20 protein-coding genes are annotated in these 26,666 nt (G+C 70.7%); 9 read left to right on the top strand and 11 right to left on the bottom strand.

Annotated features, from left to right (window positions below; all coding sequences use genetic code 11):
* Window positions 1–123: 123 nt before the first annotated feature.
* Window positions 124–990, top strand: a complete 867-nt coding sequence (locus ACGFZQ_RS16495) for an oxaloacetate decarboxylase (RefSeq protein WP_393840966.1) — start codon at window positions 124–126, stop codon at window positions 988–990.
* A gap of 17 nt (window positions 991–1,007) precedes the next feature.
* Window positions 1,008–1,229, top strand: coding sequence for a hypothetical protein (locus ACGFZQ_RS16490; RefSeq protein ID WP_393840965.1), 222 nt, complete (start codon window positions 1,008–1,010; stop codon window positions 1,227–1,229).
* A gap of 105 nt (window positions 1,230–1,334) precedes the next feature.
* Here ACGFZQ_RS16490 and ACGFZQ_RS16485 read toward each other — a convergent pair whose 3' ends face one another.
* The 6 genes from ACGFZQ_RS16485 to ACGFZQ_RS16460 form a co-directional block, all read right to left on the bottom strand.
* The gene (locus ACGFZQ_RS16485) at window positions 1,335–1,538 is read right to left on the bottom strand and encodes a hypothetical protein (protein ID WP_393840964.1); all 204 of its coding nucleotides are present in this window, start codon (window positions 1,536–1,538) and stop codon (window positions 1,335–1,337) included.
* A gap of 30 nt (window positions 1,539–1,568) precedes the next feature.
* Window positions 1,569–2,633 carry a LacI family DNA-binding transcriptional regulator gene (locus tag ACGFZQ_RS16480; protein ID WP_393840963.1) on the bottom strand — a complete coding sequence of 355 codons (1,065 nt, stop codon included), beginning with the start codon at window positions 2,631–2,633 and terminating at the stop codon, window positions 1,569–1,571.
* Window positions 2,634–2,831: 198 nt separating this feature from the next.
* Window positions 2,832–4,445: a family 43 glycosylhydrolase gene (locus ACGFZQ_RS16475; protein ID WP_393840962.1), complete on the bottom strand. Its 1,614-nt coding sequence runs from the start codon at window positions 4,443–4,445 to the stop codon at window positions 2,832–2,834.
* Window positions 4,442–5,347, bottom strand: a complete 906-nt coding sequence (locus tag ACGFZQ_RS16470; RefSeq protein WP_393840961.1) for a carbohydrate ABC transporter permease — start codon at window positions 5,345–5,347, stop codon at window positions 4,442–4,444. Before ACGFZQ_RS16470 ends, ACGFZQ_RS16475 begins: the two co-directional genes overlap by 4 nt.
* Window positions 5,347–6,231, bottom strand: a complete 885-nt coding sequence (locus ACGFZQ_RS16465) for a carbohydrate ABC transporter permease (RefSeq protein WP_393840960.1) — start codon at window positions 6,229–6,231, stop codon at window positions 5,347–5,349. The genes ACGFZQ_RS16470 and ACGFZQ_RS16465 overlap by 1 nt, the downstream gene beginning before the upstream one ends.
* Before the next feature lie 13 nt (window positions 6,232–6,244).
* Window positions 6,245–7,573, bottom strand: a complete 1,329-nt coding sequence (locus tag ACGFZQ_RS16460; protein ID WP_393840959.1) for an ABC transporter substrate-binding protein — start codon at window positions 7,571–7,573, stop codon at window positions 6,245–6,247.
* A gap of 331 nt (window positions 7,574–7,904) precedes the next feature.
* On the opposite strand from ACGFZQ_RS16460, the gene ACGFZQ_RS16455 reads away from it, so the two are divergent.
* The 7 genes from ACGFZQ_RS16455 to ACGFZQ_RS16425 all read left to right on the top strand — a co-directional run bounded on the left by ACGFZQ_RS16455 (window position 7,905) and on the right by ACGFZQ_RS16425 (window position 18,702).
* Window positions 7,905–9,254 carry an extracellular solute-binding protein gene (locus tag ACGFZQ_RS16455; RefSeq protein ID WP_393840958.1) on the top strand — a complete coding sequence of 450 codons (1,350 nt, stop codon included), beginning with the start codon at window positions 7,905–7,907 and terminating at the stop codon, window positions 9,252–9,254.
* Window positions 9,251–10,249 (top strand): carbohydrate ABC transporter permease, encoded by a 999-nt coding sequence (locus tag ACGFZQ_RS16450; protein ID WP_393840957.1) that lies wholly within the window; start codon window positions 9,251–9,253, stop codon window positions 10,247–10,249. Before ACGFZQ_RS16455 ends, ACGFZQ_RS16450 begins: the two co-directional genes overlap by 4 nt.
* A complete protein-coding gene (locus ACGFZQ_RS16445) occupies window positions 10,246–11,109 on the top strand; it encodes a carbohydrate ABC transporter permease (protein ID WP_393840956.1) in 864 nt (287 codons plus the stop codon). Before ACGFZQ_RS16450 ends, ACGFZQ_RS16445 begins: the two co-directional genes overlap by 4 nt.
* A gap of 33 nt (window positions 11,110–11,142) precedes the next feature.
* Window positions 11,143–12,669, top strand: coding sequence for a glycosyl hydrolase family 28 protein (locus ACGFZQ_RS16440; protein WP_393840955.1), 1,527 nt, complete (start codon window positions 11,143–11,145; stop codon window positions 12,667–12,669).
* The gene (locus ACGFZQ_RS16435) at window positions 12,666–15,770 is read left to right on the top strand and encodes an alginate lyase family protein (RefSeq protein WP_393840954.1); all 3,105 of its coding nucleotides are present in this window, start codon (window positions 12,666–12,668) and stop codon (window positions 15,768–15,770) included. The genes ACGFZQ_RS16440 and ACGFZQ_RS16435 overlap by 4 nt, the downstream gene beginning before the upstream one ends.
* Before the next feature lie 29 nt (window positions 15,771–15,799).
* Entirely contained in the window at window positions 15,800–17,038 is a 1,239-nt protein-coding gene (locus ACGFZQ_RS16430) for an alginate lyase family protein (RefSeq protein ID WP_393840953.1), read from the top strand.
* Between the two features lie 107 nt (window positions 17,039–17,145).
* Window positions 17,146–18,702 carry a carboxylesterase/lipase family protein gene (locus ACGFZQ_RS16425; RefSeq protein WP_393840952.1) on the top strand — a complete coding sequence of 519 codons (1,557 nt, stop codon included), beginning with the start codon at window positions 17,146–17,148 and terminating at the stop codon, window positions 18,700–18,702.
* Here ACGFZQ_RS16425 and ACGFZQ_RS16420 read toward each other — a convergent pair.
* The 5 genes from ACGFZQ_RS16420 to ACGFZQ_RS16400 all read right to left on the bottom strand — a co-directional run bounded on the left by ACGFZQ_RS16420 (window position 18,676) and on the right by ACGFZQ_RS16400 (window position 26,597).
* Window positions 18,676–19,734 (bottom strand): LacI family DNA-binding transcriptional regulator, encoded by a 1,059-nt coding sequence (locus ACGFZQ_RS16420; RefSeq protein ID WP_393840951.1) that lies wholly within the window; start codon window positions 19,732–19,734, stop codon window positions 18,676–18,678. The genes ACGFZQ_RS16425 and ACGFZQ_RS16420 overlap by 27 nt on opposite strands.
* 83 nt (window positions 19,735–19,817) lie before the next feature.
* A complete protein-coding gene (gene mmuM, locus ACGFZQ_RS16415) occupies window positions 19,818–20,735 on the bottom strand; it encodes a homocysteine S-methyltransferase (protein ID WP_393840950.1) in 918 nt (305 codons plus the stop codon).
* A gap of 110 nt (window positions 20,736–20,845) precedes the next feature.
* A complete protein-coding gene (locus ACGFZQ_RS16410) occupies window positions 20,846–23,476 on the bottom strand; it encodes a SpoIIE family protein phosphatase (protein ID WP_393840949.1) in 2,631 nt (876 codons plus the stop codon).
* Window positions 23,477–23,594: 118 nt separating this feature from the next.
* Window positions 23,595–24,197: a TetR/AcrR family transcriptional regulator gene (locus ACGFZQ_RS16405; RefSeq protein WP_393840948.1), complete on the bottom strand. Its 603-nt coding sequence runs from the start codon at window positions 24,195–24,197 to the stop codon at window positions 23,595–23,597.
* Window positions 24,198–24,497: 300 nt separating this feature from the next.
* Window positions 24,498–26,597, bottom strand: coding sequence for an autotransporter (locus ACGFZQ_RS16400; RefSeq protein ID WP_393840947.1), 2,100 nt, complete (start codon window positions 26,595–26,597; stop codon window positions 24,498–24,500).
* Window positions 26,598–26,666 lie beyond the last annotated feature (69 nt).

The following is a 26,666-nucleotide window of genomic DNA, read 5'->3' as shown; positions in this document are numbered from 1 at the left end:
AGTAAAGCTCGCGCACGGAGATAGTCACGTGCGTACCTAGACATGCTCTTGTCTTGGCAAAGGGCGTCGAGACGCGGAGGCCATCGAGCCGCCGCGCCACCCACCCACAGGAGGAGCCGGACCTTGAGTTACGGGAAGAAGCTGCGCGAACAGATCGCCGGACCGGGGACCACCCCGTTGATCGGCGTGTATGACATGTACTCGGCATCGATCGCGGCCAAACACTACGACGGGATGTTCGTCTCCGGCTTCGGCTTCGCCGCGTCGTACTACGGACTGCCGGACATCGGATTCATCGCCTGGCCCGACATGGTGGCCTTCGTCCAGCGGCTGCGGGGTGCGTTCCCGCACCACCATCTCCTCGTCGACATCGACGACGGGTATGTCGACCCCGAGGTCGCCTGCCATGTCGTCGAGGGCCTGGAGCGGATCGGCGCCTCCGGGGTGATCCTGGAGGACCAGAAGCGGCCCCGCCGCTGCGGGCACGCCGACGGCAAGCAGGTACTGCCCCTGGAGGAGTACCTGGACAAGCTGGAGAAGGTCCTGGCGACCCGACAGGACCTGCTCGTCGTGGCCCGTACGGACGCCACCGACGAGCACGACATCCTGCACCGCGCCGAGCGGCTGGCCGCCACCGACGCCGACGTGATCCTCGTCGACGGGGTCCGCAGCGAGGAGTGGATCCGCCGCATCCGCAAGGTCGTCGGCGACAAGCCGCTGCTCTTCAACCAGATCGGCGGCGGCAAGTCACCCCGGCTCTCGCTCACCGAACTGGACGAACTCGGTGTCGACGTCGCCATCTACTCCACTCCCTGTCTGTTCGCCGCGCACGAGGCCATGGAGAGCGCGCTCGGCGAGCTCAAGGCGGCGGACGGCCGGCTGCCCGAGGTGGACGCGGCCGGTGGCGTCGGGGTCAAGGCGTCCACCACCCTGCTGGAACGCAACATCGCCCGGGAACGGCTCGACGAGCCCGAGGGCGTGGGCGTGTGAGGCGGTTACCGACGACTGTGGCGGTCGCGGCGGTGCTGCTCGGCGCGGCCGCGGTTCCCGCGTACGCGGCCGGGAGTCTGATCACCGTGATCGACAACTCCAACGCGGACTCCATCCTGGAGGTGGACCGCACGGCGAACATCCAGGCCGGGAGGGGTACGGCCGGCAGCGACCACGACGGCAGCGCCGTGGACGCGATCCAGGCGTTGCTCGGTGAGCCTCTTCGGGACGACGACTGAAAGACCGGCCGGTGGGGAACTGCGGGACCGTGGTGACTGGTCGCGCAGTTCTCCCCCAGCCTTCGGCCGGGGGTACCCCCAGCGCGCCTGACGGGGCGCTCCGCCTCAGTCCTCGGTCAGGTCCGGGCGGCCGTTCTCGTCCAGCTCCACATCCTCCTTCGGGTCGTGCTCGTCGGTCGGCGCGGCCACCCTGGCGTGGTGCTGGGCCGGGGCGACGGTACGGGTGGTGGCCTGGGCGCTGCCCAGGACCGCGGTCACGGCGGCCGCCGCCAGGGCACAGGCCGCCGCGGTGCGCAGGGTGAGATTCATGCACTGGAAACGATCTTGAAGGGGCTCCGGTCACCCTCGTGCGGCCGAACGGGCCGGCGGGGCGGCCGTACTCGCCCGCTCCACCAGCCGTGTCGACAACTCGGTCCGGGTGCCCTCCGGACGGTCCCCGTGCATCAGCCGTACCAGCAGCCGCAGCGCGGTCGCCGCCATCTCCGCGAGCGGCTGGCGGACCGTGGTCAGTGCCGGGGTGCCCCAGCGCGCCTCGGGCAGATCGTCGAAGCCGACCACGCTGATGTCGTCCGGCACCCGCAGCCCGCGCTCGGCCAGCGCCGTGTACCCCCCGAGCGCCATCCGGTCCGAGCAGACGAACACGGCGGTCGGCGGCTCCGGCAGGTCGAGCAGCTCGTGCATACGATGCCGGGCCGTGCCCTCGTCGAAGCTCGCGTGCCGGACGTACTCGCCGCGATGGCGCAGCCCGGCCGAGGCGAGCGCCGAACGGTAGCCGGCCACCCGGGCGCCACTGCACATCCTGCGCCGGTTGCCGGCGATCACCGCGATCCGCTCATGGCCGAGCGAGAGCAGATGCTCGGTCGCGGACACCCCGCCCTGCCAGTTCGCGGCCCCCACCGACACGACTCCCGCCGGGGGTTCCTGGACGGGGTCGAGCAGCACGTACGGGATGCGGTGGTGGTCCAGCCAGGCGTACTGCGACTGGGTCAGCTCGGCCAGGTTGAACAGCACCCCGGAGGAGCCGCGCGCGGTGAGCTTGTCCAGCCAGCCGCGCTCCGGGCGGCCGGCCCGCGTCCGGGTCAGCGCCGCCGACACCACGACCTCGAGACCGGCCTCGTAGGCCGCCTCCTCCACCCCGTGCAGCACCGCGCCCGACCACGAGCTGTCCAGCGCGTGCACGACCAGGTCGATCAGGGCGGGGGCCTTCGCCACGTCGAACCGCGGTCTGCGGACATAGCCGAGCCGTTCGAGGGCCTCGGTGACCCGGCGGCGGGTCTCGGGGGCCACGTCGTCACGACCGTTGACCACCTTCGACGCGGTCGGTACGGAGACGCCGGCTTCGCGGGCCACCACCGCCAGCGTCGGCCCGGCCGCCGCCACGCTCGTACCCCCGGCACGAACCATGGGGAACCGCCTCTCCGGCCCGCCGTTGGGCCAACGAAAGTGACGAAAGTTGCGACCAACGCCACTTCCGCGGTCTGCGTGCCAGCCGTGAAGTAAGCGCTTCCTACGATAGGTGTGCGTCAACTCGGCGTGAAGACCTGGGAATTCACGGGATCGTCCACAGCGGGACTTTCGAAACTTCGAACAGGGGAGGTCGGATCAGGCGGGTGTGCAGGTGACTCGGAAATCGGTGAAGTCGGCGGTGAAGGAGGCGTCGACGAGGTCCACGGCGTGGATCGCGGCCATGGCGCCGGTGAAGCGGAGACGGGAGCCGTGGTCGTCGGAGAGACGGGTGAAGTCGAGGGGTGGGCCGATGGGGTGGCGAGTGTCTTCGCGGAGGTGCCAGAACTGGGCTTCGGTGCGGTCGACGGTGACGCCGAGGCTGAGGGGTCTGTCCGCGTCGACTTCCTGTACGGCTGCGCGGCGGGTTTCGTTCTCGTCCCGGGTGGTCAGGGCGAGCACGGTTCGGCCCGTGTTCCGCCACTGCTGGCCGTGTTGTGCTTCGCCGTCCGGCTCGGCCCAGGTGAGGTCCAGGGCGTAGTAGGCCGAGGTGTTGTACCAGAGGAGCAGGCCGGCGGACTGGGTGAAGGTGGACGGGGTCGCGTGGAGGGTGACCTGGGCTTCGGTGTGGTGCTCGGTGATGCGGCGGGCCAGGAGGTGGTGGGACCAGAGGGAGTCGGGGCCGTGGTGGCCGCGGAGGCGCAGCCAGCCGGGGCGGGTGGTGGGGTCTATCCAGGAGGGGGCTGCTGGGGAGCGGAGGGTGTAGTAGGGGGGTGCGTTGTCGGGTGCGGGTGGGTGGGGGCCGGTCGCGCAGTTCCCCGCGCCCCTGAAGGGGCGCTCGTGCTGAGGCATCTTCACTGTGACCGCCGGACGGTGATCCCCGTGCCGGAGTCTCGGCCAGCCCTCCGCGTCCCAGGTCACCGCCTGGATCGCCGTCTCGCGGCCCAGTGGGCACCGTAGGCCCTTCGACGTCTTCAGAGGGCGTGCCGTCAGGTGGCTGAGGAACCAGTCGCCCTCCGGCGTCTCCACCAACTCCGCGTGTCCCGCCTTCTGCAACGGCCACTCGGGGTCGTCCCGTGCCGTCAGCAGTGGGCGTTCGTCCAGCTCGTACGGGCCTGTGAGATTCCTGCCGCGGGCCACCCGCACCCCGTGCTCGAACCCTGTCCCGCCCTCCGCCAGCACCAGCAGGTACCAGCCGTCCCGCTCCAGCAGCTTCGGTCCCTCGATCAACCGGTCGTGCTGGAGAAGGAGTCGGGTGGGGGAGACGGGGGTGAGGGTCTCCCGGTCCAGATCCGTCGCGACGATGCCCGCGAAGCGCCGGCCGCCCGGGCGGTGGTCGTTCTGGAGGTTGAGGAGCCAGAGGTGGCCGTTCTCGTGGTGGAGCGCGGGGTCGAAGCCGTGGCTCGGGATGCGGCGCGGGGGGCTCCAGGGGCCGGACACCTCCGTGGCCGTACTGACGTAGGTGTCCGCGTCGAAGTACGGGGTGCCGACCGAGCGGACGATCGAGTAGACCACCCAGAAGCGCTCGCCGTCCCAGCTCAGGGACGGGGCCCAGATGCCGCCCGAGTCGGGGACGCCGGCCAGGGAGTCGCCGGGGGCCGCGCCTTCGACATGGCCCGCGTACTCCCAGTGGGCCAGGTCGCGGGAGCGGTGGATCGGGATCGTCGGGAACCACTCGAAGGAACTGGTCGCCAGGTAGTACCAGTCGCCGGCCCGGACCAGGGAGGGGTCGGGGGCGAAGCCGCGGATCACCGGGTTGTGGAGCACGGTCACTTGAGGGCTCCCAGGGTGACGCCGGTGCGCCAGTAGCGGCGCATCGCGATCATCATGACGGCCATCGGGACGATGGAGAGCAGGGCGCCGGTGAGGACCAGGCCGGTCAGGTCGACCCCGGATTCGAGCCGCTTGCCGGACCAGTTGTACAGGCCCAGGTTCAGGGTCCAGTTCTCCTCGCCGCGCAGCATGGTGAGGGGGAGGAAGAAGGCGTTCCAGGTGTTGACGAAGGCCAGCAGGAAGACCGTGGCCCCGCCCGTCGTCATCATGCGCAGGACGATCGAGAAGAAGATGCGCAGCTCGCCCGCTCCGTCGATCCGGGCGGCCTCCAGGAGTTCGAAGGGAACCGTGGCCTCCGTGTAGACCTTGGCGAGGTAGACGCTGAACGGGTTGATCAGACAGGGGATCAGCATCGCCCAGGGCGTGTCCACCAGGCCGATCTTCGAGAAGAGGAGGTAGAGGGGGAGGGTGAGCAGGGCGATGGGGACCAGGAAGGAGCCGACCACGCAGGCGAACACCAGGCCCCGGCCCGGGAACTGGAAACGGGCCAGGCCGTAGCCCGTGGCGAGGGCGATGAGCGTGCCGCCGAGTGAGCCGACCCCGGCGTAGAGGAAGGAGTTGGCGGTCCAGCGCAGGAAGATGCCGTCCTCGTAGGTGAACAGCTGGTGCAGGTTGTCCCACAGGTGCCAGCCGGAGAACCAGAGGCCGTTGCTCTGGTAGAGGGCGGTGCGGTCCTTGGTCGCGGCGACCAGCAGCCACCAGACCGGGAAGAGGCTGTAGGTGCCGGCCAGGATCAGGCCGAGGAGGAGGAAGCGCTGGCCGCCCCGGGAGCGGGAGGCCGGATCGGGCATGGTGATGCGGCGGACCGGGTTCGTGCGGGTGCGCTCCTCGGTGAGTGCCATCAGTCGGCCTCCTTCGCGGTCAGCCGGTAGAAGAGGAAGGAGGCGACGCCGAGGATCAGGGCCAGCAGCACCGAGAGGGCGGCCGCGTAGTGGTAGTTGCCCGCGTTGAACGCCTGGTTGTAGATCACCATGATCGGCGTGAAGCTGTCGCTCACCGTCTGGGGGGTGACGTTGCGGAACAGGGCCGGCTCGTTGAAGATCTGCAGCATCTGGATGATCGACAGCATGCCGGTGAGGACCAACGCCCCCCGCACGTAGGGGACTTTGATGCTGAGAGCGATACGGCGCTCCGAGGCGCCGTCCAGCCGGGCCGCCTCGAAGAGTTCGCGGGGCACACCTTGCAGCGCCGCGTAGATGATCACCATGTTGTAGCCGATGCCGTGCCAGGTCAGCAGGTTGCCGATGGACGGCCACACCATCGACGGCGCGAAGAAGTTCCAGGACAGTCCGAACGCCTTGCCCAGCGGGGTGAGCGGGCCGACGTCCGGGCTGTAGAGGTTGATCCAGACGATCGCCGCGACCACCCCGGGGATCATGTACGGCACCAGCAGCAGCACCCGGAAGCGGCCGGCCGTCCGGGACGCGAGCGCGTCCAGGAACAGTGCGAGGAGCAGGCTGACCAGCAGCATCACCGGGATCTGCACGCAGGCGAACAGGATGACGCGGAACACGGAGTCGAGGAACGCCGAATCCGTCAGACCCTGACGGTAGTTGGCCAGGCCGGAGAACTCGTCGGTGGTGCCGCCGAGGCCGAGGCCGGAGGACTGGGAGCGGTACAGCGACTCGTAGACGGCGTACCCGACCGGGATCAGGTAGAGGAAGACGAAGCCGAGCTGGAAGGGCACCGTGAAGGCGGCGCCCTTCCAGCGCTGGGAGCGGACCATCCGGGTGACCGCCTCAGCCCTTGACGCTGATGCCGCGGGACTTCAGGTCGCCCACCGTCCACTCCTGCATATGGGCGAGGAGGTCGGTGACCTTCTGCTGCTTGCTGACCACCTTCGCCCAGCCGTTCTGCAGCTCGGTGAACATGGCCGTCCAGTCGGGGCCGAAGGTCCAGTCGGTGGTGACGTCGGCCAGGCTGTCGGTGACGACCTTCTTCGCCGGGGCGTAGTTCGGGCCGAGCAGTTTCTGCGAGATCGCCTCGTCGACGTAGGCGCTGCTGTCGGCCAGCGCGGGCATCACCCCGTTGCCGGTGGTCGGGCTCGCCATCGTCTTCACCGCGCCGGGATCGGTCGACATCCACAACGCGGCCTCGGCGGCCTGCTGTTGGTGAGCGCACTGCTTGGTGACGAGGGTGACGCTGCCGGTGAGGTTGGTGCCGGCCGGGGTCTTCGCGGCCTCGCCGGCGAAGGCGGGCCAGGGGGAGAGGGCCCACTTGCCGAAGGACTTGGTGAAGTTCTGCACCATGCCGGCCATCTGCCAGGTGGAGATCTGCCGGGTCGCGGTGGAGCCGTTGTCGTAGTTCCGCTGCACGGCCGCGTAGTCGGCGAACGACAGCTTGGAGTCGAGGTCGTTGTCGATGATCTGCTGGATCACGTCGGCGGCCTTCAGGGTGCCCGCGTCCTGGAAGTCGACCTTCCAGGAGTCGCCGTCGATCGTGTACCAGTGGGCGCCGGCCTGCATGGCGAGCACTTCGAGGGTGCTGGGGTCCTCGCCGGCATAGTTGGTGATCTTGATGCCTTGCTTCTTCAGCACCTTGCCGGCCGCGATGAACTCGTCCCAGGTGGTGGGGGCCTTGAGGCCGTACTTCTGGAAGATGTCGGTGCGGTAGACGGTGAAGTTCGGCGAGGAGCTGGTGGGGACGCCGTAGAGCCTGCCCTGTACCTGGGCGGCCGCCCAGGAGCCCGGGTTGAACTTCTCCTTCGCCGGGTCGACGTACTTCGTGATGTCGGCGAGGGCGCCCTGGGCGACCCAGCTCGTCACGTACTCGGCGGTGTTCTGCACCAGGCAGGGCGCGTTGCCCGCCTTCACCGCGTTGGTGAGCTGCTTCTGCATGGTCAGCTGGTCGGTCACCTTCGTGTACTTCAGCTGGACGTCCTTGTGGGAGGCGTTGAACGCCTTCACCACGGCCTCCTGGCCGTTCGCCCAGCCCCAGAAGGGCAGCGTGACCGGGCCGGCGGCCGAGTCGGAGCCGCCGGAGCCGGAGCCCGATCCGCCGCAGGCGGAGAGCAGACCCGTCAGTGCGAGGCCCGCGATCGCGGCGCGGACCAACCTGGTGGAGTTCATCAGACCGTGTTCCTTCGGAGGTGGGCGCTCTCGGCGAGGAGGGCGGCGGCTCGGCAGTGCCTTAGAAACCGGTTTCCACGAGACGGTAGGACGGGCCGGCCGCTCCCAGCAAGGGGTATGAGTCGGAATCTTTCGATGTGCGGTCGGCCGAACGGCTCGTGAACAGCAACCGGTACACAAGAGCAACCGGTTGCCGCCGAACGGTTTTCGAAAGTTCGTCACCCCCCTTGACGATGCCCCCGTACGGGTTGAAGCTCCCCTCACCGCTCATAGCAACCGGTTGCCAACCAGAGCCGACACTCGTCACCTCCTTCCAGAGAGTGGGTAGTTCATGCAGACGCACGCCCGTGCCCCGGTCAGCCGGCGCCGGTTTCTCGCCCTGTCGGCGGCGGGTGCCGCGGCCGGAGCGGCGTCGCTCGGCGGCTGTGCGCTCCAGGTGTCCACGGGGGTGAGCGGCTCGGGCGAGACCGTCACCATGATGGTCAAGCCCGACGACCTCAGCCCCGACCTGGTCAAGCAGGCCAAGAAGGAAACCGGCGTCACGATCAAGCGGGTGGACTACGACATCACCAAGCTGATCGCGATGCTCACCAGCGGCAACCCGCCGGACCTGGTGCGCGGTGTCGGTGCCGTGGACGCGGCGTACTTCGCGGCCCGGGACGTGATGCAGGAGCTGGACGACTACTTCGCCGGCAGCGGCGTTCTCAGGCTCGACGACCTGGACCCCGTCAACGACCTGTGGCGCTACGACGGCAAGGTCCAGGGCAAGGGTCCCCGTTACGGCATGGCGAAGGACTTCTCCCAGGACTCGATGTTCTGGTTCAACACCGCCGCCTTCGACAAGAAGAGCGTCACCTACCCGTCGGAGACCGAGCCCGTCACCTTCGACGAGTGGCTGGACGACGCCCAGCGGCTCGCGCAGCGCTCCAAGGGCCAGACGACCGTCTTCGGCGGCAGCTACAACGGCCTGGTCAAGCTCACCCTCATGGCGACCATGACCGCCTCCGCCGGCGGCAGCCTCTTCAGCGACGACTTCTCCCAGGTCGACTTCACCACCCCCGAGGCCCGCAAGGCGCTGGCCTGGTACCTCGACTACTGCAGGCTCAAGGTCGGGCCCAGCCCGGTGCTGCCCGACCCCAACGGCTGGGACGGGCCGACCTACCAGGCCGGACGGCTGGCCATGTCGAACTCCGGCTACTGGATGGGCGGCATGATCGGCACCGACAAGAAGCTGGCGCAGGTCTCGCGGCTCGCTCCGGCCCCCGTCTTCGCGGGCGGTCCGCGCATCAGCGCCTGCCAGGGCGGCACCGGCCTGTGGATGCCGCGGAAGGCGAAGCACAAGGATGCCGCATGGCGGGTCTTCGAGTGGTTCTTCGGCGAGGCACCGGCCAAGGCGCGCGCCTCCAGTGGCTGGGGCATCCCCACCCTGAAGTCCCTGCGACCGCTGATGCCGGCCAAGGAGGAGTACCAGAAACGGACCTTGAGGGCGCAGGAGAACGAGCTCCGGCACTTCTCGGTGGTCTCCCTGTCGCCCTACATCTCGGGGGACGCCTTCGAGGCGCTCTTCAACCAGGTCGCCACGCCCGCGATGACGGGCGGGATCTCCGTCGACACCGTTGCCGGACGCCTGAACTCGGCCATCAACCAGCAGCTCAAGCGCGGAAAGGAGCAGGCGGGATGACGGTCAATCAGGTCTCATCCGTCGCCGGCCGGGCGAGTACGACCGCGGGTGCCGGCCGGGCCGGGTCCGCCGAGCGCACCGGGCCCTCGATGACGGTCCGCAGGCACCGCGCGTTCTACATGTTCACCTCCCCGTGGATCATCGGGTTCGCGCTGCTGACCATCACCCCGATGGCCTACGCGCTGTGGCTGAGCTTCACCACGTACGACGGCATCTCCCCGAACTGGCACTACGTCGGCCTCGGCAACTACCGCGAGCTGATCGGCGATTCGACGACGTGGGACGCCCTGGGCCGGGCGGGCCTGTTCGCGCTTCTCTCGGTGCCGCTGTCGATCACCGCCGGGCTCGCACTCGCCGTTCTGGTCAACCGGCCGATCAGGGGACGCGGTATCTTCCGCACCCTGCTCTATCTGCCGGCCGTGGTGCCCCCGGTGGGCGCGGGCATCGCCTTCAAGAACCTCTTCGACCAGAACTCCGGTGCCGCCAACGGCGTCCTGACCTTCTTCGGCTTCGACGCGATCGGCTGGCTGGCCGACCCCTACGCCCGCTACGTCCTCGTCATGACGGTCCTCTGGGCCGCCGGCAACATCATGATCATCTCGTTGGCGGGGCTCCAGGACGTCCCCCGCGAACTCCACGAGGCGGCCCGCATCGACGGGGCGAGTGCCTGGCGGACCTTCCGCAGCATCACCGTGCCGCTGCTGTCGCCGGTGCTGCTCTTCCAGACCGTGACCGGGGTGATCGCCTCGGTGCAGACCATCATGCCGATGCTGCTGGCCCCCATCGCCACCACGGGCGGCCTCACCACGATCCCGCAGTCCAACTACACGTACATGATCCACGTGTTCTCGGAGTACTTCGCGCTCGGCCGCTACGGATACGCCTCCGCACTGCTGTGGGTGCTCTTCGTCCTGATCCTCATCGCGACCGGACTCATCTTCAGGTTCACCTCCGGCGTGGTGTTCTACAACGTCGACCCGGAGGCGAAGAAGTGACCGCCACCAGCGTGACCCCCAAGTCCCCGGCCCGGCCGCGGATACGCGTCAACCGGCTCGTCCTCTACACGGTCCTGGTCGTCGTCACCGGCCTGTTCCTCGGCCCGTTCGGCTGGCTGGTCCTCACCGGCCTCAAGGCCCCGGCCGAACTGGCCGCCGCCCCCGTGCACTGGCTGCCCACCCACGTCCAGTGGCACAACTTCGCCGACGCCTACCAGCTCATCGACTTCCTCGGCTACGCCCGCAACTCCCTGATCATCGCGACGATCTACGCGACCCTCGTCACCCTCAGCTCCGCCTGGGTCGGCTTCGGCTTCGCCCGGCTGACCGCACCCGGCAGGAAGACCCTGTTCGGCATCCTCATCGGCTCGATGATGCTGCCCCAGATGATCACCCTGCTGCCGACCTACCTGATCTTCGCCAAGCTCGGCATGGTCGACACCTACTGGCCCTGGGTGCTGTGGGGCCTGTCCTCCGCCCCCTACCTGGTCTTCCTCTTCCGGCAGTTCTTCGCAGGACTGCCCCGCGAACTGGAGGAGGCGGCCATCGTCGACGGCTGCGGATACGCCGGGATGTTCTGGCGGATCTTCCTGCCGCAGTCCTGGCCGGTGCTCTCCGCGAGCTTCGTCATCGCCTTCACCTGGACCTGGGGCGACTACATCGCGCCGCAACTCCTGCTGTCCACCGACCGCTCCACCCTCGCCGTCGCCGTGATGACCACCTACGTCTCCTCGGCCGGCACCCCCATCACCAACCTCCAGGCCGCCGCGTCCGTGATGTACGTCCTCCCCATCCTGCTGGTCTTCCTCGTCGCCCAGCGCGGCTTCGTCGCCGGCCTGTCGACGTCCGGCCTCAAGTAGCCCGCACCGCCGACCTGTTGCAAGGAGTCAGAGATGAACGCACCCTTCTCACGCCGTACCGCCCTGCAAGCGGCCGGAGTCACCGCGCTCGCCGCGGGGCTGTCCGGCGGGCTGACCGCCGGAGCGGCCCACGCGGACGCCCGCAACTCCGCACGGAGGCTCGTCACCTACCCCCGCCCGTCCGCCGTACCGACCAACACCAGCTTCCAGGTGCGGGTGCGCACCGCCCCCGACGGAGACTGGCAGACGCTGGACATCTACCGCCCACAGTTCGAGGAGATCAACCCGGCCACCGGCTCCGGCAAGGTCTACAACTCCTCCCTGGTCTACTTCGACTTCCGGGGCTCCGTCGAAGTCGAGGTGACCTACCTCAAGGGCGGCACCACCAAGGCCCGGGTGAGACCGGACTCGTACGGCATCACGCCCGAACTCCTCGGCGACACGCTGCGGTTCACCCTCGACGAGCCGAAGGACCTGGTCGTCCAGATCAACGACGAGATCTTCGACTGCCTGCACATCATCACCAACCGCGTCGAGCACCGCCCGCCGGCCGCCGACGACCCCGACGTCATCTACTTCGGCCCCGGCGTGCAGACCGTCACCGGCGGCGTCCTCACCGTCCCCAGCGGCAAGACCGTCTACCTGGCCGGCGGCGCCGTCCTCAAGGCGACCGTCTACTTCAAGGACGTCGAGAAGGCCGCCCTCAAGGGCCACGGCATGATCTGGGCCGGTCCGGGCGGGGGCGTGCTCTGCGAGGGCAGCAAGCACATCCGGGTCGAGGACGTCATCATCATGAACCCGGGCGGCTACATCACCACCCTCGGCGAGGCCAAGAGCGTCCACATCAAGAAAGTGCGCGGCTTCAGCTCCCGCGGCAACGGCGACGGCATCGACATCTTCTCCTCCAGCGACGTCGTCCTCGACGGCTGCTTCCTGCGCAACTCCGACGACTGCATCGCCATCTACGCCCACCGCTGGGACTACTACGGCGACACCCGGAACATCACCGTGCAGAACTGCTCGCTGTGGGCCGACGTCGCCCACCCGATCAACATCGGCACGCACGGCAACACCGACGCCCCGGAGACGATCGAGAACCTTGTCATCAGGAACCTCGACATCCTCGACCACCGCGAACCCCAGATGAACTACCAGGGCTGCATCGCCCTCAACCCCGGCGACTCCAACCTGATCAGGAACGTGCGCATCGAGGACGTCCGGATCGAGGACTTCCGCTGGGGCCAGGTCATCTACATGAAGGTCATGTACAACACGAAGTACAACACCTCGGTCGGCCGCGGCATCGAGGACGTCTACGTCAAGAACCTCACCTACACCGGCACCCACGCCGAACCGTCGCTCCTCCTCGGCTACGACGCCGGCCACGCCATCACGAACGTCACCTTCGAGAACCTGGTGATCAACGGGGTCGTCATCGCCGACTCGATGAAGAAGCCGAGCTGGTACTACACCACCGACACCATCCAGTGGTTCTCCAACGAGCACGTGACGAACCTGAAGTTCATCACGACCGCCGAGGCGGAGGCGGCCGCCCAGTGAGCCCGCTCAGCCGCCGCTCCCTGCTGAAGTCCTCCGGCGCGCTGCTGCTCGCCGCGGGCACGAACACGCTGTTCGTGCCCGCGGCCGGGGCGGCGGGCGACCTTCCGGGCTTCGCCTTCACCCACCCCGGCATCCTGCACACGGCTGAGGACCTGGCCCGCATGCGATCCGCGGTCGACGGCGGACAACCGCCCGTCCACGACGGCTATCTCGCCCTCGCCGCCCACGTCCGCTCGCAGAGCACGTACTCCGTGCAGAACACCGGCCAGATCACCTCCTGGGGCCGCGGCCCCGCCAACTTCCAGAACCAGGCCGTCGCCGACTCGGCCGCCGCCTACCAGAACGCCCTGCTCTGGGCCGTCACCGGCGACCGCGCGCACGCCGACAAGGCCCGCGACATCCTCAACGCCTGGTCGGGCTCCCTCACCGTCGTCACCGGTGCCGACGGCCCGCTCGGCGCGGGCCTGCAGGGCTTCAAGTTCGCCAACGCGGCCGAACTCCTGCGCCACACCGGCTACGACGGCTGGGCGGACGCCGACATCGCCCGCTGCGCGGCCTCCTTCCTCGACGTCTGGTATCCGGCCGTCTCCGGCTACATGCCCTACGCCAACGGCAACTGGGACCTGACGGCCCTTCAGACCATTCTGGCCATCGGCGTGTTCTGCGAGGAACGCACCCTCTTCGAGGACGCCCTGCGCTTCGCCGCCGCCGGCGCGGGCAACGGCAGCGTCCGCCACCGCGTGGTCACCGACGCCGGTCAGGGCCAGGAGTCCGGCCGCGACCAGGGCCACGAACAGCTGGCGGTGGGCCTGATGGGCGACGCGGCCCAGGTCGCCTGGAACCAGGGCGTCGATCTGTGGGGCTACGACGGCAACCGCATCCTCGGCAACGCGGAGTACGCGGCCCGCTACAACCTCGGCGACGACGTCCCCTTCACCCCGGACCTGGACCGCACCGGCAAGTACGTCAAGACGGCCGTCTCGGCGATCTCCCGAGGCACCCTGCCCCCGGTCTACGAGATGTACTACGCCCACTACGCGGGGGTCCGCGGCCTCGCCGCGCCCCACACGGAGGCCGCCGTCTTCCGCGGCACCGGCGGCACCCGGATCGTCGAGGGCGGCAACGACGACCTGCCGGGCTGGGGTACCTTCGCCTACGCGGGCGCCGCGGCCCCCGCCCCGGCCGTGCCGACCCCGCCGGCGGGCCTCACGGCGGACGGCGACGAGCACGCGGTCACGGTGTCCTGGCTGCCGTCGGCGGGCGCGACGCGCTACGAGGTGCGGCGCGCCGAGCACCCCGACGGTCCCCATGAGCGGCTTGCCGAGGTCCGGTCGCCGTCGTACAGCGACGGAGGGGTACGCCCGGGCCGGACGTACTACTACTCGGTCGTCGCCGCCAACTCCCTCGGGAGAAGCGGGACTTCGGCCGTCGTCCCGGCGACCGCCGGGCTCCCGCGGCCCTGGCGGACCCGGGACCTGGGCGCCGTACGGATCCCCGGGTCGGCGCGCTTCGACGGTGAACGGTTCGTGCTGGAGGCGAGCGGCACCGCGGCCACCTACCGCCTCGTCCACCTCCCGCTGCACGGCGACGGCAGTGTCACCGCGCGGATCGTCTGGCCGCTCAGCTCGCAGTACGCCAAGATCGGCGTCACCCTCAGGGCCTCGCTCGACCCGTCCGACGCCCATGCCTCGACGCTGATCCAGGGTCTGCCCCTGCACACCTGGAGCGGGGTGTGGAGCGTGCGCCCGGCGGCCGGTGCCGGGATCTCCGCGACCGGGAGCACCCCGGTGCCGCCCAGCCAGCAGCAGGCCATCACCACCGGCGCCGGCTTCCCGATCTCCGACCTGGGCACGCTGCCCGAGTCGGCGACCCCGCTGGCGGCCCCGTACGTCGAGGGAGCGGGAGACGGCTATCGGCTGCGGGCGCCGTACTGGGTGCGGGTGACCCGGGAGGGGGACCGCTGCACCGGGGCGATCTCGGCGGACGGGGTGCGGTGGACCGAGGTGGGGTCGACCGTGTGCGAGCTGCCGCGTACCGCGTACGCCGGGCTCGTCCTCACTTCCTGCCTGGGCGTCGACGCGGAGTACGCCGAGACCGGCACGGGCGCCTTCGACAACGTCAGTGTGGTGTCCCGGGGCGGCGCGGGGTGGCGGGTGCCGCGCCCGGTCCGCCGGGCCACCGATCTGCTCGCCGTCGCCGGCTCCGACGGGGTCGAGCTGGCCTGGACCGACCCGGACCCGTCGGCCCGCTACACCGTGCTGCGCGCCCCCGCCGCGCACGGGCCGTACCGGACCCTCGCCCGGGACGCGGGCGCGGTCGGCTTCGGCACCCGGCTGCGGTACACGGACGGGAGCGGTACCTCCGGGACGACGTACCACTACGCCGTGGCCAAGACCAACTGCGCGGGCCGCGGGCCGCGTTCGGCGTCCGCCGGCGCGGTGATGCCCGCCGTCACCACGGCCACCGCACCCACGGCCGCCGTCGTCCCGGCCCTCCCCGAGCCCTGGACCGGCGGCGACCTCGGTGACGTGGTCCTCGACCGCAGTGCGTACGGCACCCTCGGCGTCGTCGCCGTCCTCACCCCGGGCGACGCGGCCTACGCCGACGGCACCTTCACCGTGCGCGGCGCCGGAGCCGACCTCAACGTCAACTCACAGGGCATGACCGGGCAGTTCGTACGACGTCAGGTCACCGGCGACTGCGAACTCACCGCCCGGCTCGTCTCCCGCTCCGGGGCCACCGCCGACCGGGTGGGGCTCCTCATGACCAAGTCGCTGTCGCCGTTCGACCAGGCGGCCGGCGTGATCGTCACCGGCGGGACCAGCGCCCAGCTGATGCTGCGCCCGACCGTCGCCGGAGCCTCCGCCTTCACCGGGACCACCACCGTCCGACTGCCCCTGCTGCTGCGGCTGAAGCGCACCGGGACCGCCTTCGCCGCCGCCGTCTCCGCCGATGACGGCGTCACCTGGAGCCCGCTCGCCACGGGCACGATCCCCGCCTTCGGCGACGCCCCCTACCACGTGGGTCTGGTGGTGTGCTCGCGCACCCCGCAGGCCCTCGGCACCACGCAGTTCGAAGAGGTGAGTGTCGCACTCACCTGAGCTCCCCCCACCGAAGGAGAACCATCGCGATGAGCCGCCGCGAACAACCCCGACCGGACACCAGCGGACTGAGCCGCCGCAGTGTCCTGAAGTCCGCCGCCGCACTCGCCGTCGCCGCCTCGGTCACCGCCCCCCGGGTGGCCGACGCGGCGCCGGCCACCTTCACCCACCCCGGCATGCTCCACAACGCCGGAGACATCAACCGCGCCAAGGTGCGGGTCGCCGCCGGCACCGACCCCTGGCTGTCCGGATGGAACAGACTGACCGCCAACTCCCACTCCCAGTCGACCTGGACCAACCGGGCGACCGCCACGATCATCCGCGGCGGCGACGGGCAGAACTACAGCCTGCTCTACAACGACATCGCCGCCGCCTACCAGAACGCCCTGCGCTGGAAGGTCGGCGGCACCGAGGCCAACGCCGTCTGCGCCGCGAACATCCTCAACGCCTGGTCGAGGACGCTGACATCGGTCACCGGAAACGCCGACCGGTTCCTCGCCGCAGGCCTCTACGGCTGGCAGTTCGCCAACGCGTGCGAGCTGATGCGCGACTACGCCGGCTTCGACCTCGCCGCGGCGCAGGCGATGCTCGCAGACGTCTTCTACCCGCTCAACAACAGCTTCCTGACCAACCACAACGACGCCTGCATCACCAACTACTGGGCCAACTGGGACCTGTGCAACATGGCCGCCGTCCTCGCCATCGGCATCCTCAACGAGGACAAGGCCAAGTACGACCAGGCCGTCACGTACTTCAAGTCCGGCGCCGGCAACGGCTCGATCGCGCACGCCGTGCCCTACCTGTACACCGACTCCGACGGCTACGCGCTGGGCCAGTGGCAGGAGTCCGGCCGCGACCAGGGCCACACCGTCCTGGGCATGGGCCAGATGGGCGCGATCTGCGAGATGGCCTGGAACCAGGGCGACGACCTGTACTCGTACGACAGCCGTCGCTTCATGAAGGCCGCCCAGTACGTCGCGAAGTACAACTCTGGCAGCGACGTGCCCTTCACCACCTACACCTGGGGCACCGGGCAGAGCTGCGCCCAGTCGTCCCAGACGGTGATCTCCGCCGCCTCGCGCGGCCAGATCCGCCCGGTGTGGGCGATGCTCCACTTCCACTACAACCGGCGCGTCAACCTCGACGACAAGTACATCTCCGCCATGTACTACAACCTGGTCGCCCCCGAGGGCGGCGGCGGGGACTACGGCTCCGACAGCGGCGGGTACGACCAGCTCGGCTTCGGCACCCTGATGTACGCCAAGTAGCCGCGCGCGGCCACCCGAACGCCGTGGGTGCCGGAATACCGGGAGCGAATGTGGTGCTCTGGTCGTACCGGCGTTGAGGCACGCGCGGCGGGAGGAGCTGGTGGCGGATGACGGCAGACCGGACGGACCTCAAGGACCCCGTGGCCGGCACCCCGTTCGGGGCGGTGCGCGGCAGGTGGGAGAACGCGGTCGCGGTGTTCCGCGGCATCCCCTACGCCGCCCCGCCCTTCGGGGCACACCGGTTCCGTCCGCCCGTGCCGCCCGAACCCTGGGACGGTGTCCGGGACGCGGGCGCCTTCGGGCCGACGGCGCCCAAACCGCCGTACTCGGAGGCGTTCGCGCAGTATCTGTCCGACCCCGTGATCCCCGGCGACGACTGCCTCAACCTCAACGTGTGGACCCCGGAGCCGGGCCACGGCGCCCGGCTCCCGGTCCTGCTCTGGCTGCACGGCGGCGCCCTGACCAGGGGCTCGTCCGCCGTACCCGTGTACGACGGTCATACGTTCGCCCGTGACGGGGTGGTCTTCGTCTCGGTCAACTACCGGCTGGGGATCGAGGGCTACGGCCTGTTCCCCGACACCCCGCACAACCCCGGCCTGCGCGACCAACTCGCCGCCCTGCGCTGGGTCCACGACACCATCGCCGGCTTCGGCGGCGACCCGGACCGCATCACCCTCTGCGGCCAGTCCGCCGGCGCGATCAGCGCCGGCGCCCTGCTCGCCGCACCCCAGGCCCAGGGCCTGATCCGCCGGGCCGTGCTGCAGAGCGGCCCGCCCGAGGCCGCGGAGCGTGACAAGGTCCGGCGCATGGTCCGCCGGATGGCCAACCGCCTGCGGATCCCCGCCACCGCCCAGGCCTTCGCCGAGGTCGACCGCGAACTGCTGCTGCGCACCCAGGCCGAGGTCGGCCGGCTGAGCAGCCCGGTCCTGGGCGGCCCCGCCTTCGGCATCGTCGTCGACGGCGACCTGGTCCCGCGCGACCCCCTGCAGGCCCTTCTCGACGGCGACGCGGCCCACGGCGTCGACCTCCTCATGGGCTGGACCCGCGACGAGTACCGGCTCTGGCTGGTCCCCGGCGGCCTGCTCGACCACGTCGACCGGCTCGGCCCGGTCGCCCTCGCCGGCGCCATGGCCCGCTGCCACGTCGGCCACGAGGTGCCGCGCGGCTACCGCGCCCTGCACCCCGAGGCCGGCCCCGCCGAGACCGTCGGCCAGATGGTCACCGACCACCTGCTCCGCCGCCCGCTGCACCGGCTGGCCGAGGCCCGCCCGGGCTCGTCGTACCTCTACGAGTTCGCCTGGCCCTCCAACCGCCCCCGGCTCGGCGCCTGCCACGCCCTGGAGCTGGGCTTCGTCTTCGACACCGGGGACGGCCCCGACGCGGCCCGGCTGGCCGGCGAGGGCGCCCCGCGGCAGCTGGCCGACGAGATGCACGGCGCCTGGGTCCGCTTCGCCACCACCGGCGACCCCGGCTGGCAGCCCTGGGACGACACCCACCCGGTCCGCGTCCTCGGCGACGGCGAACCCCACACGGTGTCCGGCCCCCGGGACCGCGAGTTCGCCGTCTGGACACCCACCGCTCTGCCGCAGCCCGAACGGACCGCCGAACTGGCCCTGGCCGTACGCCGGCTGCGCCGCTCAATGGCCGCCGTACGCCGCCACTGAGTCCCGTACGACCACATGCGTGCCGAGGAGCAGATGCTCGTCGGCCGACTCTCCGCCGTGCCCGAGCGCGGTCCGCACGGCGAGCCGCCCCAGCTCCTCGTAGGGCACGTGCACGGTGGTGAGGGCCGGATGCAGATCACGGGCGAAGGGGATGTCGTCGTACCCGGCCACCGACACGTCCCCCGGCACCTCGAGTCCCGCCTCGTGCAGGGCGGTCAGCGCACCCGCCGCCACCATGTCGGTGGCGGCGACCACGGCGCTGAACTCCAGCTGCCGGGCGAGCGCCTGCCGCATCAGCCGGTGCCCGGAGTCCCGGGTGAAGTCGCCGTACAGCAGCAGAGCGGGGTCGGATTCCAGACCCCGGGCCCGGTGCGCGGCGAGATAGCCGCGCTCGCGCCCCATCGCCGTCGTGTGGTCCGGCTTCCCGCCGAGGAACAGCACCCGCCGATGGCCCTGTGCGAGCACATGGGCCACCAGGGCATGGGCGCCGCCCTCGTTGTCGTACTCGATGACCGTGACCGGCGCGCCGGGCCCGAGCGGCGGCCGCCCGCACAGCACGAGCCGGGAACCGGCCGAGGCCAGCGAGTCGGCGGTACGGCGGGTCCGCTCCCGGTACTCGGGCGTGTCCGCCGCCCCGCCCACGAGAATCACGGCGGCGGCCCGCTGGGCTCGCATCATCCCGATGAACTCCAGCTCACGCCCGACATCACCGTCGGTGCTGCACACCAGGCTCAGATGCCCGAGCCGGGCCGCCTCCCGCTCCACCCCGTGCGCCATGTGCGCGAACGAGGGCCCGGTGATGTCCTCCAGCACGAAGGCGAGCGTGGGCGTACCGGCCCCGGCCACCGCCTTGGCACGGGCGTCGGCGACGTAGTCCATCTCCCGGACGGCCCGCAGGACGCGCGTACGGGTGGCGGTGCTGACGGGGTAGTCGCCGGCGAGGACCCGGGAGACGGTGGAGGCGGACACACCGGCACGGGCGGCGACATCACGGATGGTGCTCCGCCCGTCTTCCCCGCTTTTCCTGGTCAATTCCCCACCCTCCAGAACCGGCAACCGGTTCCCACGGGGACATTAGTGCCCCTTCGGGGGCGCGGGACAGTATCAATTCGCTCTCACACCACCCGCGAAATCCCGGCGATCGCCTCCGGCCCCACCCGACAGCACCCCCCGATCAACCGAGCCCCCGCATCCCGCCACCCCTCCACCTGCCCGGTGTCGAACAGCGACCGCCCCGTCCACGCCCGGGCCTCCGCGTCCCACACCTCCCCGCTGTTGGGATAGACGACCACCGGCTTCCCGGTGACCCGCGCCGCCACCTCGACCGCCCCGGGCACCTCCTCGGGCGCACAGCAGTTCACGCCCACCGCGATCACCTCGTCCACATCGGCGGCCAGGGCGAACGCCTCCGCCAGCGGCTGCCCCGCCCGAGTCCGCCCACCCGCCACGCTGTAGGACAGCCAGGCCGGCACCCCAAGGCCCCGCACCGCCCGCAGCAGCGCCGCCGCCTCCTCCGCGTCCGGCACGGTCTCCAGCGCGAGCACGTCCGGCCCCGCCCCGGCCAGCACCTCGAGGCGCGGCCGATGAAACCGCTCCAGTTCGTCGGCGCTCAGCCCGTACCGCCCCCGGTACTCGGAGCCGTCCGCGAGCATCGCCCCGTACGGCCCGACCGAGGCGGCCACCCACAGCGGCCGTACGATCCCCTCCACCCGCGCCCGCCGTACCGCGTCCCGCCCCAGCTCCACGCTCAGCGCGAGCAGCCGGGCGGCCTCTTCGTGCGGGATCCCGCGCTTGGCGAAGCCCTCGAAGGTGGCCTGGTAGCTGGCGGTGATCGCGACGTCCGCGCCCGCCCTGAAGTACGCGAGGTGCGCGTCGCGGACCGCGTCGGGCCGGTCGGCCAGCAGCCGTGCCGACCACAGCTCGTCGCTCAGGTCGTGACCGGCGGAGGCCAGCTGGTTGGACATACCGCCGTCGAGTACGACCGTCCCGGTGGTGAGGGCGTCGGCGAGGCTGGGGGAGTTGTCGCTGGTCATGCCTTCGACGCTAGTCGACCCGGTGACGGACGGAGCGAGTGCGTCCACTGCATGAACAGACCGCACTTCACACGGCGACCGGGGTCCTGAGCCCGCGGACTCGCCGTCCGTCACCCCGGCCGGGTCGTACACGCGCAGGCCGGTTCGGGCGGACGCTCCGCCGGGTGCCCGGCCCCCGTGCTGTCCAGGGCTGTGGTCGGCCTTCTGCGGGTGCCGAAGATAGCTTCGATCCACTGCCGTCCCCGGGCGATTCCGCTCCTGTGGTGCGGGCGGCGGGCCGCGGGCCCGCGGGTGTGAGCCGGGCCGAGGTCCTGTTCGGACCAGACGACCTTGCCGCCCGACACCGGCCGGGAGTCCCATCTGCGCGACAGCTGGGCGACCAGGAAGAGACCGCGGCCGTCCTCGTCGGTGGGGTGTGCGCGACGCGGCCGCGGGAGGCAGTCGCTGGTGTCGAACACCTCGCAGGTCAGGGCTTGATGCTGGATCAGTCGCAGACCGATCGGGCCGGTGCTGTGGCGGACGGCGTTGGTGACCAGTTCGCTGACGATCAGCTCCGTGGCGTCCTCAAGGTCGTCCAGGCCCCATTCGGCCAGCTGACGGGCTGCCATGTGGCGGGCGCTGCGGACAGAGCTCCGGTCGGACGGCAGCGTCCAGGAGGCGACCTGGCTCGGGCTGAGGGAGAGGGTGCGAACGAGGAGCAGGGTGACGTCGTCGGACGGTGCCCGGCCCGGGACGTTCTCCATCGCGCGGGTGCAGAGGTCTTCCAGGGAGCGCCGCGGTTGAGCCAGGGCGGTCCCGAGGCGGTGCATTCCCGCGTCGATGTCGTGGTCGCGGGTCTCGATGAGGCCGTCGGTGTAGAGGGCGAGGAGACTTCCCTCGGGCAGTTCCAGCTCCACAGCCTCGAAAGGGACCCCCGACCCGATACCGAGCGGGGTTCCCGCGGGGAGGTCGGGGAAGACGACCCGGCCCCGCGGGTCGACGATCGCGGGCGGGGGGTGCCCGGCCCGTGCCATGGCGCACTTCCGGGTGGCCGGGTCGTAGACGACGTACAGACAGGTGGCGCCCATCACGGCGGTCATCTGGCCCGGGGTGTCGGGTGCTCCCTCGCCCAGTCGCTGGATCGTGTCGTCGAGGCGGGTCAGCAGTTCGTCCGGGGGCAGCTCCATCTCGGCGAGCATGTGTACGGCGGTGCGGAGCCGGCCCATGGCAGCGGTGGCGTTGATGCCGTGGCCGACCACGTCGCCGACGACGAGCGCGACCCGGGCGCCGGACAGTGGGATCACGTCGAACCAGTCGCCCCCGACACCTATGTCGAGGTCGGCGGGCAGATAGCGCGAGGCCGTCTCGACCGCCGTGCTGCCCCTCAGGCGCTGCGGGAGCAGGTTGCGCTGGAGCGCGAGTGCCGTGGCGTGTTCGCGGGCGTACAGGCGAGCACTGTCCAACGACAGTGCGGCGCGAGTGACGAGTTCCTCGGCGAGGAGCAGATCGTTCTCCTGGAACGGCATCGGGTTCGCGGTGCGGATGAACACCGCCACCCCCAGCAGGACCTGCCTCGCCCGAATGGGCACGACCATCAGGGAGTGGATGCCGTTCTCGTGGATCTTCCGCGCCCGTACCGGGTCCTGGTCGATCCAGGTGCCCGGGGCGGTGTCCAGGACCGGCTCCAGATGGGACCTCCCGGTGCGCAGAACCTCGGTGAAGGGTGCGGAGGGCGGCACGGGGACCGGCTCACCGCGACCCCACGGGGATTCCGGGACCCCCTGACGGATCGAGGCCAGACCGGCCCGCCGCAAGACGGGGAGGCGCTCGCCGATCGGGCCGACTCGGACCGGGGGCCCTTCGCCGGACAGGACCGAATGCTCCAGGTCGACGAAGGCGAAGTCGGCGAACAGGGGCACGGCGAGGTCGACCAGTTCCTGGCTGGTCTGCATCGCGTCCAGGGTGCCCCCGAGACGCGTACCGGCCTCGGTGAGAATGGCGAGGCGTTCGTGCGCCCGCCGGCTCTCGGTGACATCGACGCTGATGGCACACACCCCCAGCGCCTGGCCTTCGGCGTCCAGGAGGCAGAAGAACGAAGCCGCGAGGACGCGTTCCTGGCGCGAGGTCGTCGGCACCCACCTCCAGAACTCGTGGACCCTGGTGGTGCCACTGCGGAGTACCTGCCGCAGCACTGCCTCGAGTGCTTCGGCCTCGACACCGGGCAGCGCGTCGGTCACCCGACGCCCGAGCCGTTGGTCGCGGGAGACGCCGTCGTGGCTCTCCATCGTGTCGTTCACCCAGGCGCACCGCAGCTGCGGGTCACTGACGACGATGCCGATCGGCGCGCGGGTGAGGAGCGACTCCCGCACCGATCCGTTCGTCGCCTCCTGGGAGAGCTTGTGGGTGTCGGTCACGGACACGAGCCACCGGACCGCTCCGTCCTGCCCCCACACCATCGACATCCGCAGGCTGACGGTGAGCGTGCGGCCGTCCCGGTGGCGCACCGCCGTAGTGCCCGACCAGCCCTTCTGGGCGCGGCATCGCTCGACGAACGCCGATATCGTCGGCGCTTCCTCGGGGGACGGCAGCACGAGTGCGGCGGACCGGCCCACCACGTCCCCGGCGGGGTGTCCGACGAGCCGCTCGGCGGCCCGCGTCCATCCGAGCACCGTCCCCTGCTCGTCGAGCATCGCGACCGCCGAGTCGGATATCTCGCGCGTGTTCATCTGCTTACCGAGTGTCGCCTCGTGAGTACTGGCCATCGAACTCGTGTCCTTAGATGCGGGAGGTGCCTGTTTGGCGGCTTTTACGCCATATGGGGTGATTGACCGAATGGCGTCCCGATCTGTGACAGCTTCGCTCGTCCGGCGGCGGAGTCGGTCAGGTCGTGGCCGGGTCCGGCCACAGGGCCCGTACCGCTTCGCCCACTCCCTCCACGAGCGTGGGGTCGAGCATGGCGACCTGGAGGATGTAGCCGGGCAGGAGGCAGACCAGCGCACCGGCGATCGACTCGGCGGTCACCTCGGCGGGCAGGGCGCCGCTTTCCTGGTGCTCCCGTACGACCTCCGCGAGGTCGGAGCGCATCTGGGTCAGCAGGGTGCTGAACTGTCCCGCCAGCGTGGGGTTGCGCAGGGCCTCGGACCACGCCAGCACGGCCAGCCTGGCGGTGTCGTGTTCCGCGGACCGGGCCGACACGAGGTCGAGGACATCGGCGACGACCGCCCCCACGGAACCGCTGGGCCGAGTCGTGGCGACGGTGTGGACCAGGGTCAGGACCTCGTCCATGTTCTCTTCGGCGATGGCCAGGATCATCTCGTCCTTGCTCGCGAAGTGCCGGTACACCGCGCCCGCCGAGAGCCCGGACTCGGCGAACAGATCCTGCATCGACGTCGAGTGGAATCCGTCGCGCAGGAAGCAGCGGCGGGCCGCGTCCAGAATCTCGGTACGGCGAGCGTCCATGTACTCCTGGGACACCTTCGGCATGGGGGCACCCCTCTTCAAAGAAAAACGAATGTTCGTCTTGGCTCTCCGGCCGAGAGCCTAGCAGGCCGGATTCCTGGAGAGCGGTCATTCGTTTTCAGGGGGTGAGGCCGTGCGGACCCCGTCGGAGGGAAACGGGTCATGGCGTCGTGTGGCCATCATGGCAGTGGCGCCGCCGCTGGTGATCCCACTGGCGTCGTGGGCACGAGTACGGCAACCCGGGGCGCGGGTCGAGGGCCGCCGGCCGATCCGCGTCGGCGGCCGGCGGCAGGGGCCCGCGGCCGACCGGGTGCCGGTCCCGGGTCATGCCGCGTGTCGCCCGCCGCCCCTCCGCCGCCCCTTCTTCCGGGTGCGCAGGCCCGCCGGGACCATCAGGCCGCCGAGGAGGCCGAGGGCCAGGGCGTACGGCCACCAGCCGAAGGCCTGTGAGGAGTCGGCGGCGGTGCGGGTGGTCACCGTCGGGGGAGCGGTGGACGGGGCACCGGCGCTGTCGGTCCTCGGGGCGGCCTTCACCGGCCGCGGGTCCAGGACCACGTCGTTGCCGTCGCCGCCCCGGTAGGTGATCCGGTGCACCGTGTCGGCCAGCTTGACCTCGGCGCCCTCGCGCAGCCCGTCGAAGGACCCGGTGGTGCGGGCGGTGCCGGTGTGGGCGATCACCGTGATGCGGCCGGCCGGGGACCTGCCCGCGGCGGACATGTCGAGGGCGCCGGCCAGGGTGAGGCGGCCCGTCACCTTCAACGGCTTGTCCCGCAGGACCAGTTCGCCCTGCTTGTGCTGGGTGTAGTCGCCCTGCACCGTCAACCCGCCCGCCACCAGGCTGTCGTTGGTCACCGCGCCCCGCACCGTGCCCTTGCCGGACAGCGCGGTGGCGACCCGCAGGCCGGCCCGGCCCACGTCCAGCCGCGCGGTCGCCGACGTGAGCCGGATCGCCTTGCTGTGCACGAGAGTCGCTCCGGACCGCAGCGCCAGCGTGCCCCTGCTCACGGTCGTCGTTCCCGTGTACGTCACCGCGCTCCCGCTCAGCGTGGTCGTCGCCGTGCCCGACTGGACCAGTGACCCCGCGCCGCCCACGTACTCCAGAGTCACGGGAGCCGACGTGTTGCGGACGTACAGCGTGCCGTCGTTCACGATCCGGCGCTGCTCGGTGCCGGTCAGCAGGGAGCCGTCGCCGCCCTTCGCGCCCGAACCCAGGCGCAGTACCGCGCCCTTCTCGACCGTGGTCGAACCGTCGTAGTCCTGGGCTGCCGCGAAGGTCACGTCGTTGCCGCGCGTCCCCGCGATCACGATGTCCCCGGCGCCGGGCGCGGCCAGCGTGTCGTGGTAGCGGCCGCCGCCGATCGGGGCGCCCAGCGTCACGGGGCCGTCGTAGTCGAAGGTGAGCCGCGATCGACGCCCACTGGCCTCGTGCAGATTGATGTATACGGTGTCCTTCGTTCCCGGCATGAAGATGCGATGGGTGGTGCCGTCGCCCCACCGCACGTCGGCCCCCTCGATGTTGGTGCCCCGCTTGTTCAACTGGTGTGCGATCGACTTCCAGTTCAGGGCCGGGTCGCTGAGCGACGGGTGGGTGTCGCCGCCCCGGTCGCTGTAGCTGTACTGGCCGGTGAGGACCACCTTGCTGCCCGGCCGCGAGTGGACGTTGACGTCACTGCCGTACTCCCGCTGGTAGAAGTCCTGCCGCAGGGTGATGGTCTGGTTCAGCGGGGTGTCGATGATCCAGGAGCCCTGGTTGAGGATCGCGCGGGCGTGGGGGAGCGCCACCGGGTATTCGGGGCGTCCGACGGCCATGCCGGTGCCGTTGTCGATGACCCCGGTGAAGGGGTGGGTGCCGGCCAGGTCGAGGGTGCCCCACATGTTGCGGGGCTGGGTGACCAGGCCCGAGCCGCTGATCGTGCCGATGTTGAAGGTGCGGGTGAGGGACAGGCGCAGGGTGCCGTCGACCCGGACGTTGAGCTGGTTCAGCTGGTAGCCGGGGGTGTTGTACGGGAAGTGGCCGATCAGGCCGGTGCCGCCGCCCGTGCCGTACTGGAGGGTGGTACCGCGCGCGACCGTGATCGCGGGCGGGTCGGGGTGGGTGACCGTCGTGTACGGGTGGTTGCCGCCCTGGGTGCGCACGACCTGCCGTTGCCGGGGCGTCGGCAGCGTGAAGTCGCTGTCCCTGGTGAGGACCAGCGTGCCGCCGCCGCGCACGGTGAGCGTGCCCTCGCCGTGCAGGACGCCGTCGTACGTCGTCGTCCCGGCCGGCACGGTGACGACCGTGTCGCCGGTGAGGGTCACGTCCCGGTCGGCGAGTACGTCGGCGGTGACGTCCCGGGGGCCGGCGGCGGACGCCGGGGGAGCGGAGGCCAGGAGGGCGGCGAGGGCGCCGGCGGCCGCTGCGGTGGTGTGGAGGTGGCTGCGCACGTCATCGGAGACGTGGTGGAAGGCGCCGGATAACAGAAAAACGCGGGCGGGCCGCGATCTGTTGGAAAT

The sequence above is a fragment of the Streptomyces sp. NPDC048254 genome (assembly GCF_043201895.1).
Lineage (GTDB): Bacteria > Actinomycetota > Actinomycetes > Streptomycetales > Streptomycetaceae > Streptomyces.
This window is presented reverse-complemented; position numbering and strand designations above follow the sequence as displayed.